This window comes from bacterium (genome assembly GCA_028820935.1).
Classification (GTDB): Bacteria; Actinomycetota; Acidimicrobiia; order Spongiisociales; family Spongiisociaceae; genus Spongiisocius.
In genome coordinates this window covers 1-12,802 of sequence record JAPPHZ010000046.1, presented here as the reverse complement: position 1 = coordinate 12,802, position 12,802 = coordinate 1, and the positions used below count along the sequence as shown (strand labels likewise).

Sequence of the window (12,802 nt, the reverse complement as noted above, 5' to 3'; positions counted from 1 at the left end):
AGAGGAGGGCTGGGTTTCCTGCCGGAGGCTCAGCCCTCGAGGCCCAGCTTGCGGAAGAAGGCATCGCTGCGGGGCTCCCGCCCGAGGAAGTCCCGCAACAGGTCGATGGCGTCCCTGGTCCCGCCGGGCTCCAGCACCTTGCGGCGGTAGGCCATCCCCACCTCGGTGGAGAGCACCCCCTCCTCGGCGAAGCGGCTGAACATGTCCTGGCCGAACACCTCCGCCCACAGGTATCCGTAGTAGCCGGCGTCGTACCCGCCCAGCAGGTGGCCGAAAGAGGAGAGCATGAAGGTGCCCTCGTGGTGCGGGAGGAGTCCCGTCCGGGCCCGGCTGCGTAACACGGCCTCCAGATCGACCGGTTCGAGGGTGGTGTGGAGGTCCATGTCCATCTGGCCGAGCATCACCTGGCGCAGGTTGAAGAGGGCGACGTTCAGGTTCCGGGCGTCGGTCAGACGGACCACCAACTCCGGCGGGATCGGTTCCCCGGTGGCGTGGTGGCGGGCGAAGGTCCGGAGCACGTCGGGAATCCAGCACCAGTTCTCCATGATCTGGGACGGCGCCTCCACGAAGTCCCATTCGGTCCGGGCGCCGCTGAACCGCGCCAGCTCGGCGCGTGAGAGCGACATGTGGAGGATGTGTCCGAACTCGTGGAACAGCGTGACCACCTCGTCGTGCAGCAGCAACGAGGGGGTGTCGGGAGTGGGACGGGTCAGGTTGGCCACCATGGCGCTCACCGGCCGGCGGAGGCGGCCCTCGATGTCCTTCCCGCCGGGCGCCAGCGGGAAGGCGGCGGCATGTCCGAACTTGCCGTCGCGGGGATGCAGGTCCATGTAGAAGTGGGCCACCAGCTCGCCCGAGGCCGTATCGGTGATCCGGTACGCCAGCACCTCCTCGTGCCAGACCGGCGCATCGACCTGCCGGTAGGTGAGACCGAACACCCGCTGGGTGATCTCGAACATCCCTTCGATCACCCGGTCCAGGGGGAAGTAGGCGGCCACCTCGAGAGGGTCCACCCCGTAGTCCCGCTTCATCTGCTCGGTGTGGCAGTAGGCGCGGTCCCAGGGCTGGACCGGCAGCTCATCGCCCCCGGCCTCCAGCAGCCGCTCCATGGCGGCCCGCTCCCGGAGGCCCGCCTCGGTCAGGCGGCCGAGAATCGACCCGTAGAAGTCGGTCACCGCCTCGGGCCGGCGGGCCATCTTCTTCACCATGCTGTGGTGCGCCCAGGAACCCGCGCCGAAGATGGAGGCCAGCCGGGCCCGGATCTCCAGGGCTTCTTCCAGTACCGGCGTGTTCGCCTCCCTGGCGCGGTTGCCGAACTTGTGGGCCAGCGCCTGCCTCAGGTCGCGGCGCGGGGAGTTCTCCATGAACGGGATCACATCCGGATAGGCCATCGTGATGCGGTAGGAACCCTCGGACTCTCCCGGCGCCAGCCGCGCCACGTACGAGTCGGGCATGCCGTCGAGGTCGTCCTCGGTGACCTCGATGTGGTCCTCGTACTCGGCCAGGGCGGCGGAGAAGGCGACCTGGCAGCTGACCAGGCGGGTGAGCAGCTCCCGTACCCGGGACCGGTCCTCCTCGCTCAGTTCGTGACCGGCCATGCGGAAGTCGCGCAAGGCGTGATCGAGGGCTCGAGCCTGCTCGCCTGCCAGAGCCTTGGCGTCTTCGGTGCCCGCGTAGTCACGGATGGCCCGGTACAGATCGCGCCGCGAGATCAGGTCGAGGCCCCACTTCTCCAGGCGCTCCTCGCCCTCCCGGGCGGCCGTCCGGACCGTCTCGTCCGTGGCCACCTGGCCCAGGAAGGGTCCCCTGCCGTACGCGACGGCGCCAAGGCGAGCCACCTCCTCGAAGGGCCGCAGGGTGTTCGCGAACGTGCGCGGACCCTGCGCCGAGAGTATCTCTTCGACCAGCTCCTCACCGCGGGCGATGGCCGTCTCGACTGCGGTGGCTACCGACTCGGTGGTTACGGACGTGTAGTCGAAGAGCATCTTTACGAGTGGTCCGTCACTAGCGCATGTCCTCGTAGGTGTCCCACGCGGGATCGGGCTCGACCATCACCTCGTAGACCTGAGGAGACCAGCGGTCGGCCAGCCGCCGGACGTCGTCGGCCACTCCCTCCCCCACGTAGGCGTAGAGCACGGTGAAGTCATCGAAGGCTCTATGGGCGTAGATCACGCCCTCGGTGCCCAGGGACTCGGCCAGGTCCTTCTCCACCTCCCTGACCAGCACCGGATCGAACGACTGCACCTCGATGCTGACCGTCACCACGAAGTCCAGGTCCAGGTGGTCGAGCCTCTTGAGGGCCCGGTTGATGAAGAGCCGGCTGTCCCCCAGATCCTCGTCCTCCTCCTCGATGAACTCCCACCTCTGACCCGTGGCCACGCCCGAGTGGCGATCGATCTCGTCCGCCAGATCGAGTAGCGGCACCCCCCAGGAAAGCGGATGGGGGACCACATCCACCGACCCGACCCAGCTCTCCATGAGGTCCTCGCCCAGGAGGTCGTCCAGGAGACGGAACACCACCTGGAGCTGCAGGACTTCATCCAAGCCGCCGAAGTCGGGATGGCCGACCGTCAGGTTCAACTCCTCGCGGCTCTGGTCGGGCTCGATCACCACCAGGACATCGCGCGGATGTATGCGGAGGTTCCCCACCGCGAGCGCGACCGGCGGGACGGAGACCCGCGCCGGGTGGTACTCCCAAGCGCCATCAGGTTCGGGCGCAGCCCGAACCCACTGCTCGGTGAGGGGTCGCAGAGCGGGGTCCGAGGCGGCGCTCAGACAGAGCGCGTGCCGGGCTTCGAGTCCCGGCAGCAGATCCCACTCGAGTCCGGGATCGATCGCCTCGGTGAGGTCCGTCAGCTGCTCGGTGCCGTCCCCGTACTCGCCCTGGGCCAGTTCCTGTTCCAGCAAGTCCCGCAGCAGAGGCCATCCCCGCCAGAACGCCGCGATGGCATCGCCGGCCGTCACCGGGAGGGAACCAGCCCGGTCCGGCCGCTCAAGTACCGGCCCGAACATGGGGTGGGGCAACCGAGCGGATCAGGTCCACCAGGGGTTCGTATATACCGGGCCCGGCGATGATGAAGTGGGTGGAGTCCACCCTGGCCGGGCTCGTCGTCATGTCGGCCGTCAACCCGCCTGCTTCCTCGACCAGCAACAATCCCGCCGCCACATCCCACGGATAGATGCCGAACTCCCAGAACCCGTCAAAACGCCCGCAGGCCACCCAGGCGAAGTCCAGAGCGGCCGATCCGAGCCTGCGTATGTCCCGCACCCGCTTCATCACCTCTCCCGCCGCGGCGGTGTAGGCCGGACCGTTCAGGTGGCGGTCGTAGGGGAATCCGGTTCCGACCAGGCATTCCTGGAGCCTGGTCTTGGAGGAGACCCGGATGGGCCGACCGTCCAGGTAGGCGCCCTGCCCGCGGGCCGCGGTGAACATCTCTTGCCGCATCACATCGACCACGACGCCCGCCACCGGCTCGTCCCCGTCCCAGAGCCCCACGGAAGTGGACACGTGCGGGTGGCCGTGCAGGAAGTTGATGGTGCCGTCAAGCGGATCCACGATCCACCGCCGCCCTACGGCCTCGGTCTGGCCGCCCCCCTCCTCGCCCAGCACTTCGTCCTCGGGGCGCATGGCGCTCAGGACGTCCCGGATGGCCGCCTCGGCGGCCCGGTCCACCTCCGTCACCGGATCGACCACGCTCTTGAGGTCCGGGTCGATATCCCGCCCGAACGACCGGCGCACCACTCGGGCGCCGGCGCGCGCCGCGGCGATCGCCACGTCCAGGTCGGTCCGCAGGTCGACGTCCGGAACTCCGGGAGTCACGCCGGGTTGTTTCGCAGACAGACCACTGTGGGCTCCTTGGACTCGGCTACGGATGAGGGCTGGGGCGCGTAGCCCCGCCGTTGCATCCGGTGCGTGATCGGGCATCATCTTACGGCCCGACACGCGCGATTCCGGGTAATGGAACGCCCTGCCAAGCGCTGCGAGACGACTACGTACAATCCCGCCGGTGGCACGGACGGTGACAACCCTGCGGCTGGTCGGCGCGTTGCTGGCGGGCATCCTGCTGGCTCTCGGCTACCCGCCGTACGAGTGGACCTCCCTCGCCTGGTTGGGCCTGGTGGGATTCGTCTGGCTGGTGGCGACGGCCGGCACCCGAGCGGTTGCCCTGTGGTCCGGCTACCTGTTCGGGCTGGCCTACTTCGCAGTCATCCTCTCCTGGCTCATCGAGGTGGAACTGATCGCCTACTACCCCCTGGCGATGGTGCAGGCCCTGGCCTTCCTCATCGCTGCCGGCGGGATATTCCGCTACCGGGACGCCGCCCCCTGGACGTTCGTGCTGGCGACGGCGGGAGCGGGGGCGCTGGCGGAGTTCCTGCGGGTGCGGTGGCCCTTCGGCGGCTTTCCCTGGGGATCGATCGGCGTCATGGCCGGCGCCACGCCCCTCCGGCCCTCCGCCCAGTGGATCGGAGCCACCGGCTGGGGAGTCCTGCTGGCGGCCGTGGCGGCGGTGGTGGTGCTGGTGCTACGCCGCCGCCTGTCCTGGAAGGTCCTGGCGGCCGTAGCCGGAGGTGTGGTGATCCTGGGGCTGGCCGGGAACGTCTGGCCGGCGGTGCCTGAAGGGGAGACGCGGTCGGTGACGATCGTGCAGGGGAACTCGCCCTGCCCCGGGACGCGGTGCCTGGGCGAACGCCGGCTCATCTACGAGAGCCACCTGGCGCTGACCCGCGCTCTGGAACCCGGTCCGGACCTGGTGGTCTGGCCCGAGAGTTCCACCGGAGGCAGCGCCGACCCGCTCCGGGATCCCGATGTGGCCAGGGCCATCGGCGCCGAGGCCGTCCGGCTTGACGCAACGCTCCTGGTGGGGGGAGACCTGGACGCGGGCCCCGGTCACTTCGACAACGTCAACGTGGTCTTCGGGCCGAGCGGCGCCATCGTCGGCACCTACCGCAAACGGCACCCGGTACCGTTCGGCGAGTACGTGCCCCTCCGCCCCATCTTCCAGGTGGTGCCGGCCCTCGACCGGGTACCCCGGGACATGGTCCGGGGCCGGGAGCAGGTGCTGTTCGACCTCGACGGAGTCCGGTTCGGATCCGTCATCAGTTACGAAGGGGCCTACGCCCGCTACGAGCGGGAGGCGGTGCGGGCGGGAGCGGCGTTCCTGGTGCTGGCGACCAACGAGGCATCCTTCGGCAGGACACCGGCCAGCGACCAGATGATCGCCATCAGCCGGATGAGAGCGGCGGAGCTGGGAGTGGACCTGGTGCACGCCGCGGTTACCGGCAAATCCGCCTTCGTCCACGCCGACGGGCGGGTGGAGAGCCGGACCGAGCTCTTCGAGACCACCACCGCCGCCGGCGTCCCCGCGGCCCGGACGGCGGGCCCCACCCTCTACGTCCGCTGGGGCGATTGGCTCCAGGTCGGGGCGATGCTCGCCTATCTGGGGCTGCGGGTCGCCGGCTTCATCAGGAGAGAAGAACGGGCATGAGCGGGGGTGGGCTCCGGGTCGGGATCGACCTGGGTGGCACCAAGATAGAGGGCGCCGTGCTCGACCCCGGCGGGCGCGTGCTGGTCAGGAAGCGGGTTCCCACGCCGTCCGGAGACTACGAGGGCACCGTCCGAGCGGTCGTGGAGCTGATCCGCGAGGTGGAGGACCGCGTCGGAGGGCAGGGCACCGTCGGGATCGGAACGCCCGGAGCCATCTCCCCTTTCTCGGGGCTGCTGCGGAACGCCAACTCGGTGGCGCTGAACGACCGACCCCTGGATGGCGACCTGGAAGCCGCTCTGGGACGGCCGGTGCGGCTGGCCAACGACGCCGACTGCTTCGCCCTGGCCGAGGCCGTCACCGGAGCAGGCGTCGGGGCCGGGACCGTGTTCGGCGTGATCCTGGGAACCGGCGTGGGCGGCGGCCTGGTGATCGACCGGACCCTCCATGCCGGCCCCAACCGCATTGCGGGGGAATGGGGTCACAACCCCCAACCCGCCGAGATGGACGGGCGGGCCTGCTACTGCGGGAGGACCGACTGCGTGGAGGTCTACCTGTCCGGTCCGGCGGTGGCCGGTGAGTACCGGCGATCCGGCGGGATGGAACTGACGGCTGAGCAGGTCATGGATCGTATCGATGGCGACGCGGTCGCCGCCGCTGTCTTCGATCACTACGCCACTCGCCTGGCGAGGGCCCTGGCGGTAGTGATCAACGTCCTCGATCCCGAGGTCGTGGTCCTGGGCGGCGGCTTGTCGAACGTGGATCAACTGTACGAGGAGGTGCCGCAAAGGTGGGGAAAGTGGATATTCTCCGATGGCGTGGCCACCCGCCTGGCAAGGAACCGGCACGGCGACTCCGGGGGCGTCCTGGGGGCGGCATGGCTCTGGCCGGTCCCCGACTAGGCGACGCAGGCCAGGTCCACCGGTCGACCCGGTGCCCGGCAACGATGAAAGGCGAGGCATGATGGAAGGCAAGCGAAGCTCCCGGATAGTGACCGGGCTCCTGCTCGTGGTGATCGGCGCGTTGTTGCTCATCGAGAACCTCACCGACTGGAGCTACACGTTCAGCGACTGGTGGCCCGCGATCCTGGTGGTCATCGGACTCGGCAACCTGGTCCGGCGACGCTCGGGCCGGTGGTTTTGGGCTGCGGTCGCCCTGTTCGGCGCGTTGATGTTGCTGGACTCCCTGGGTATCTGGGGCTTCGACTACGGAGACGTGTGGAGGCTCTGGCCGCTCGTCCTGGTATGGGTGGGCGCCAGGTTCATCCTGCTGGGCCGCCAGCACCGGACCAGGCGTCGCAAGCAGGACCGGGACTCCGAGCCCATCGACACGACCGATGTGAACGTGTCCTGCGGGTTCGGAACGACCGAGCAGCGGATCACCAGCCGGATGTTCTCCGGAGGAACGGTCAGCGCCATATTCGGGTCCGCCAAGATCGACCTGGTCGATGCCGGGCTGGCGATCAGCTCGCCCAGGGTGGACGTCTCCGCGGTGTTCGGAGGGGTCATCTTCGTGGTGCCCGACGACTGGGTGGTCGACCTCCGCACCACCAACATTTTCGGCGGAGTCAACGATCAGCGAAGCGAGACCTCACCCAGGACCGGCCCGACGCTCACCATCACCGGAACCTGCCTCTTCGGCGGGATCACCATCGAGTCCGGCCGGTCCGCCAAACGGTCCGCCTGACCGGGTAGCTACTGAGCCTCTGCTCGGGCCCTGGCCAGGGCCTTCCGCATGTGAAGCTCGGGGATGGGTCCTCGCCGGACCGCTTCCTCCGCCGGACGCCCCTCGTAGAGCACCTGGCGTAACAGCGCGGCCACCCTCTCGAGCCGCTCCGCCTGGACGTCCACATCGGTCGGAGAGAGCAGGTCACCGTGGCCGGGCACCACCGTTGGCCCCACTCCGGGGCGCGCCGCGGCCAGCGTGGCGGGCCACTCCAGGGGGTAGGAATCGCCCATTTCGGGGCTCTTGCCCTGTTCCACCAGATCCCCCATGAAGGTCACGCCGCCGCAGCGGACCACCACATCCGCGTCGGTGTGGCCGCGCCCGTGGTACGTGGCCTCGACCCGGTGCCCACCGATGTCGATGGCGGTCACCGCCTCGAAGGTGTGCTGCGGCGGCACCACCCTCACCCGCTCGATCTCGTCTCTCCGCTCCCTGGGCACCCAGCGCCGGGCATCGTCGAAATGGGGTTCCGTATTCCCCACGAGCATCCGCCGGCAGGACCGGTGTCCCCAGATGGCCGCGCCGGGGAAGAGGGCGTTCCCGAACACGTGGTCCCAGTGCCAGTGGGTGTTGACCACCCACCTCACCGGCTTGGCCGTCAGCGTGCGCAGCTCGCCGGACAGTTCGCGTGCGGCATCCTCGCTCTCGCGGGTGTCGACCAGCAGGACGCCCTCGGCGCCGATCACAACCCCGATGTTGATCCGCAGGAAGGGATAGGGACGCCGGAAGACGCCATCGGCGAGCTCTTCGAACATGGCCTCGGAGGGTACTGAAAAATGTCCAGTTGGCGGCTAATCGGAAACGAAATCCCAGGTCAAGACGTCGCGGGCCAACCCATCCCCGTCTCGTTCAGCACCCTCCTCGCGAGATTACCCCCGCCGGATCGGCGTTTCCCGCCGCCGTTGCGCCATCATTGTGAGGCAATGCCCACCAACGTCTCCCCCGAGTACAAGAAGGCCGAAGCCGACTACAAGGCCGCCCGCGAGTCGCGGGATCGCCTTACCGCCCTCCGGGAGATGCTGCGCACCATCCCGAAGCACAAGGGGACCGAACACCTCCAGGCCGGGATCAAGACCAAGATCAAGGAGTTGACCGAGGAGCTGGCCGCTCCCAAGAAGACAGGTGCACGGGCCGGGCCGGTCTACACCGTCCGGCCGGAAGGGGCGGGCCAGATCGTCCTCCTCGGTCCTCCCAACAGCGGCAAGTCCTCGCTCCACCACGCCCTCACGGGATCCGGCGCCGCCGTCGGGGCGTACCCCTTCACCACCCATCACCCCCAGCCCGGCATGGCGCCCGTGGGTGACATCGGGATCCAGTTGATCGACCTCCCGCCGATCACCGCCGAGCACCCGCTGCCCTGGATCGGGAATGCCCTGCAGCCCGCGGACGGCGCGCTGCTGGTAGTCGACGTGGCGGATCCGGGTTGCGTGGCGGCCGTGGAGGAATTGGTGGGGTTGCTGGAGGAGCGCAGGGTCTTCCTGACCGGGGAGTGGCCGAGCGGCGCGGGGACGCCGCCGGATCCCGACGATCCGTTCGCCAAGGTCCTGCCCACCGCGGTGGTGGCGTCCAAGGCCGACCTGACCGAACAGGTCGAGGAGGAGATCGAGGTGCTGATGGAGCTGGTCGGCCTCGACCTGCCCGTCCTCAGGTCCTCGGTGCCGGATGGCGAGGTGAGCCATCTGGGCGACTGGCTCTTCGACGCCTTGGGGGTGGTGCGGGTGTACACGGTCTCTGCCTCCGAGCGAAAGGACGACCGGCCCTACACGATCCGCCGCGGCCAGACGGTGCTGGATGTGGCCACCCTGATCCACAAGGACTTCGCCCGCGATCTCAAGTTCGCCCGGCTGATCCGGCCGGGCCGGCCCGACCGCCGCATCGGGAAGGCGTTCCCCCTCGAGGACGGAGACCGCATCGAGATTCACATCTGAACGGCGCCCCGTCCGCCTAGCTCCCCCGGCTGGTGTAGCCGTGCGGCAGGTTGTCGAAGCGGGTGTACTCAGCGGCAAAGGTGGCCTTCACGACACCGGTGGGACCGGCCCTCTGCTTGGCAATGATGATGTCGGCCATCCCCTTCTGGTCGGACTGCGCGTTGTAGTACTCGTCCCGGTAGATCATGAGCACCACATCTGCGTCCTGCTCGATCGCACCCGATTCGCGGAGGTCCCCGAGCTGCGGGCGCCGGTCTCCCCTGCTCTCCAGGGCGCGGTTGAGCTGCGAGACCGCAATCACCGGCACCTCCAGCTCTCTCGCCAGCCCCTTGAGGTTGAGGCTGATCTCTGCGATCTCCTGCTGCCTGTTCTCCCTCGTACGGGCCTGCATCAGCTGCATGTAGTCCACCACCACCAGATCCAGCCCGCCCTGGCGCTTCATGCGCCGGCACTTGGCCCGGATGTCGGTAACCGTGCGCGACCCCTCGTCGGCGTGTAGCGGCGCCCCGTACAGGCTGGCCGAGGCCGCCACCAGCCGGGGCCAGAGCCTGGCCGACTCGCCATGATCCAGGCCGGTGCGCAGCTTCATGGAGTTGACCCGGGCGTGGGATCCCAGCCAGCGGTAGGCGATCTCCATCGGCGACATCTCCAGGCTGAACAGCGCCACCGGCCCGTGGTTGAGGGCCACGTGGCTGGCGATGTTCATGGCCAGGGCACTCTTGCCCATACCGGGACGGCCGGCCACCACCACCAGCGTGCCGGGTTGCAGACCCCCCAACTTGCGATCCAGATCCGTCAGGCCGGTGGGGAGTCCTGTGACGTCCTGCTCGCCCCGCTCCGCCTTCTCCAGCTTTTGGAGCACCAACTCCAGCAGGGCTCCCATCTGCTCCAGGCCGCCGTCCATCCGGTCCTGCGCCACCCGCAGAACGGTCTGTTCGGCCTGGTCCAGGACCGTTTCGATCTCCATGTCCAGGTTCATGGCCAGGTCACCGATCCGGCGGGTCGCCTCCAGCATCCCGCGCCGGACGGCGTGTTCGGCAACCACCTCCGTGTAGTAGCCCACGTTGGCGGCGCTGGGCACCTTGTCCCAGAGCACGGCGACCCTGCCGACGCCGCCCACCTTGTCGAGATCGCCCATCCTGGTCAGCCGGTCGGCCACCGTCAGCGTGTCGATGGGTTGGTTGTCGTCGTAGAGGCGGACCATGGCGCCGAAGATCATCCGGTAGGCCGGGACGTAGAAGTCCGACTCCTTGAGGCGTCCGATCACCTCATCGGCGGCCGATTGCGACCGGAGAACCGCGCCCAGCACCGACTCCTCCGCTTCGCCACTGTGGGGCGGAGCCATGGCCTGGGTGAAGGCAACCGGGTCCGGGACCCGCTCGGCCACCGTCACGGCGTTGCCCCTGCGGGGAAGATGGCCCGGCTCATACTGCGCCCTCCCTCTGTCCTACATCGTCACTACCAGGATGGCGCGAGGGTGTGACATTCCCCACCGCGCGGTCCCCCGGCTACGCGGCGACGTGCGGGAAGGTCACAGGGGAAGAGGGAAGTGGTCGGGGAGGTAACCGGTAGTCGCGCCGTCCGACCGGAGTCCGACCGCCAGTCAGCATAGGCAACCCGAAGGCTCGCCGGCCCGGGTTCCAGGTCGCTCATTTTGGCGTTCTTCAGATTCTGGCCCGGCCCGCGGACCGCCCCACGGGACAACGCCCGGCCTTACCGGTGAGCCGGGATCACATCCAGAGTCAGAACGCACTGCACCTCAGGATGCAGGGTGATGGTCACCTCGTGGTAACCGATGGTCTTGATGGGCTCCGCCAGCAGGACCATCCCACGCTCCAGGATCACCGATGACAGGCTCTTCACCGCGTCGATGATCTCGGCGATCCCGATCGACCCGAACAGCTGGCCTTCGTCATTTACCCGGGCGGCGATCACGACCCGGGTCTCGGCCAAGTGCGAGCGGATGTTCTCGGCGGCTTCCAGCTCGCGACGGCGAGCCTCCCGGCGGACCCGCGCGGCCTCCTGGATCTGCCGGATCATGCCGGTGGTGGCATTGGCGGCCAGACCCTGGGGCAGGAGGTAGTTGCGTCCGTAGCCGGTGGCCACCTCCACGATGTCGCCCTTCACTCCCAGACCGGCCACATCGGTCTTGAGCACCAGCCTCATCGGGGGCTCTTCGTGTACGGCAACAAGGCCATCTCGCGAGCGTTCTTGATGGCGATCGCCACCCGCCGCTGGTACTGGGCGCAGGCGCCGGTCACCCGCCGGGAACGGATCTTGCCGCGCTCGGAGATGAACCGGCCCAGGGTGTCCAGGTCCTTGTAGTCGACGTAGGGCACCTTGGTGTTGTCGCACTTCATCTGCCCGCAGCCCGGACAGACCCGCTTGCGGATCGTCTTCGGGCCTCTGGGCCGCCGCCGCCGGCGGTTCGGGATTCGTCTCGCCATGAGTCATAACTCCTTGTCAGAAGGGTGCTTCATCAGGCGGCGGGTTGTTCCGGGCCACGGGGGCAGGGGGCACGTTGCCTTGCCGGCCGCCGCCGCTCCAGCCACCGCCTCTCGGAATGCGGGTCACCGAGGCGGTGGCCCACTTGAGGCTGGGACCGATCTCTTCGACCTGTATCTCGACCACGGAGCGCCGGTCACCCTCCTGGGTCTCCCAGGAGCGCTGTTCGAGCCGACCCGTGACCATCACCCGGGTGCCCTTGCGCAACGACTCGGAGACGTTCTCGGCCAGATCGCGCCAGCACGTGCCGTTGAAGAAGCTCGCGTCGCCATCCTCCCACGTGTTGGTGTCGCGGTTGAAGCGACGGCGGTTCACGGCGACGGTGATCTTGACCATGGCCACCCCGTTGGGCGTGTACCTCATCTCGGGGTCCTGGGTCAGGTTGCCTACGATGGTTACTGTGTTGTCGGGCATGCCAGTCCTATCTGTGTGCTGCTCACTCGGTTCCTACCCATTACATCAAGGCCCTGTGACACTCTCTCATGCACCGGATGAGTCCGTGGCAGGCTGATCCGAAGACCGTTTGGTGGTCTTCGTCCGACCGGGACGAGCACCGGGCCGGATGATCTTGTGCCGCATCACCGCGTCGGAAAGGGAGAGAGCGCGGTCCAGGGCGGCGACATGGTGGGGCTCACCCTCGAAGGTGACCACCGTGTAGTAGCCCTCCCGGATCTTGTCGATCTCGTAGGCGAACCGCCGCTTGCCCCAGAAGTCGATCTCCACGACCGACGCATCAGCCTCGTGGAGGAAGTTCTTGAGAACCTGTGACTCACGCCTGGCATCGGCCTCGGCCAACTCGGGCCTATGAATGGTCATCAACTCGTACGTGCGCATGGGGGCGCATCACCTCCTTCGGACATCCGGGCCGGAACGAGCCCCCCGGAAGGCGCCACCTCGGGCGCAGGACTTGGATTGTGGGAACCGCATGCCGGGCATCTTGCATGAACGGCGGGGGAAAGTCTAGTGGTCTGTCTGGGGAGTGGCGGCGGGTTATGCGCCAGCCGGCGGTGTTCCTCGCAAGGCCCGCTGACGAAGGCGTACCCGCAGCGGTACGTTGAGGAAGCGGAACACAGCGACGGGACACCGATGACCGCCAGAACACACCAAGCTGTTTCGCAGACAGACCACTTTCGCGTCTGTCTGTGTAATGGCGGTGTGGTA

13 protein-coding genes are annotated in these 12,802 nt (G+C 68.2%); 4 read left to right on the top strand and 9 right to left on the bottom strand.

What is annotated here, in order from left to right; all coding sequences use genetic code 11:
• Positions 1-29: 29 nt before the first annotated feature.
• Genes OXM57_14055 through OXM57_14045 form a run of 3 tightly spaced genes read right to left on the bottom strand, consistent with a single transcriptional unit; the run spans position 30 to position 3,820 of the window.
• A complete protein-coding gene (locus tag OXM57_14055; protein MDE0353802.1) occupies positions 30-1,985 on the bottom strand; it encodes a Zn-dependent oligopeptidase in 1,956 nt (651 codons plus the stop codon).
• A gap of 19 nt (positions 1,986-2,004) precedes the next feature.
• Positions 2,005-2,964 (bottom strand): hypothetical protein, encoded by a 960-nt coding sequence (locus tag OXM57_14050; protein ID MDE0353801.1) that lies wholly within the window; start codon positions 2,962-2,964, stop codon positions 2,005-2,007.
• A 28-nt stretch (positions 2,965-2,992) separates the two neighbouring features.
• A complete protein-coding gene (locus tag OXM57_14045; protein ID MDE0353800.1) occupies positions 2,993-3,820 on the bottom strand; it encodes an inositol monophosphatase family protein in 828 nt (275 codons plus the stop codon).
• Between the two features lie 187 nt (positions 3,821-4,007).
• Between OXM57_14045 and lnt the strand changes: the two genes are divergently transcribed.
• Genes lnt through OXM57_14030 form a run of 3 tightly spaced genes read left to right on the top strand, consistent with a single transcriptional unit; the run spans position 4,008 to position 7,169 of the window.
• Positions 4,008-5,486, top strand: coding sequence for an apolipoprotein N-acyltransferase (gene lnt, locus OXM57_14040; protein ID MDE0353799.1), 1,479 nt, complete (start codon positions 4,008-4,010; stop codon positions 5,484-5,486).
• Positions 5,483-6,385 carry an ROK family protein gene (locus tag OXM57_14035; protein MDE0353798.1) on the top strand — a complete coding sequence of 301 codons (903 nt, stop codon included), beginning with the start codon at positions 5,483-5,485 and terminating at the stop codon, positions 6,383-6,385. The genes lnt and OXM57_14035 overlap by 4 nt, the downstream gene beginning before the upstream one ends.
• A gap of 58 nt (positions 6,386-6,443) precedes the next feature.
• A complete protein-coding gene (locus OXM57_14030; GenBank protein MDE0353797.1) occupies positions 6,444-7,169 on the top strand; it encodes a DUF5668 domain-containing protein in 726 nt (241 codons plus the stop codon).
• Positions 7,170-7,177: 8 nt separating this feature from the next.
• Here the strand turns inward: OXM57_14030 and OXM57_14025 are convergent, their stop codons facing one another.
• On the bottom strand, positions 7,178-7,963 hold the full coding sequence (locus OXM57_14025; protein ID MDE0353796.1) for an MBL fold metallo-hydrolase: 786 nt from the start codon (positions 7,961-7,963) through the stop codon (positions 7,178-7,180).
• Between the two features lie 168 nt (positions 7,964-8,131).
• On the opposite strand from OXM57_14025, the gene OXM57_14020 reads away from it, so the two are divergent.
• Complete coding sequence (locus OXM57_14020) at positions 8,132-9,136, top strand: 50S ribosome-binding GTPase (protein MDE0353795.1); 1,005 nt, start codon at positions 8,132-8,134, stop codon at positions 9,134-9,136.
• 16 nt (positions 9,137-9,152) lie between these two features.
• Here the strand turns inward: OXM57_14020 and dnaB are convergent, their stop codons facing one another.
• The 5 genes from dnaB to rpsF all read right to left on the bottom strand — a co-directional run bounded on the left by dnaB (position 9,153) and on the right by rpsF (position 12,475).
• Positions 9,153-10,529: a replicative DNA helicase gene (gene dnaB / locus OXM57_14015; protein ID MDE0353794.1), complete on the bottom strand. Its 1,377-nt coding sequence runs from the start codon at positions 10,527-10,529 to the stop codon at positions 9,153-9,155.
• Positions 10,530-10,849: 320 nt separating this feature from the next.
• A complete protein-coding gene (rplI, locus tag OXM57_14010; GenBank protein ID MDE0353793.1) occupies positions 10,850-11,302 on the bottom strand; it encodes a 50S ribosomal protein L9 in 453 nt (150 codons plus the stop codon).
• The gene (gene rpsR / locus OXM57_14005) at positions 11,299-11,583 is read right to left on the bottom strand and encodes a 30S ribosomal protein S18 (protein ID MDE0353792.1); all 285 of its coding nucleotides are present in this window, start codon (positions 11,581-11,583) and stop codon (positions 11,299-11,301) included. Before rpsR ends, rplI begins: the two co-directional genes overlap by 4 nt.
• A 16-nt stretch (positions 11,584-11,599) precedes the next feature.
• Positions 11,600-12,055, bottom strand: coding sequence for a single-stranded DNA-binding protein (gene ssb / locus OXM57_14000; GenBank protein ID MDE0353791.1), 456 nt, complete (start codon positions 12,053-12,055; stop codon positions 11,600-11,602).
• Between the two features lie 66 nt (positions 12,056-12,121).
• Positions 12,122-12,475: a 30S ribosomal protein S6 gene (gene rpsF, locus OXM57_13995; GenBank protein MDE0353790.1), complete on the bottom strand. Its 354-nt coding sequence runs from the start codon at positions 12,473-12,475 to the stop codon at positions 12,122-12,124.
• Positions 12,476-12,802: the final 327 nt, after the last annotated feature.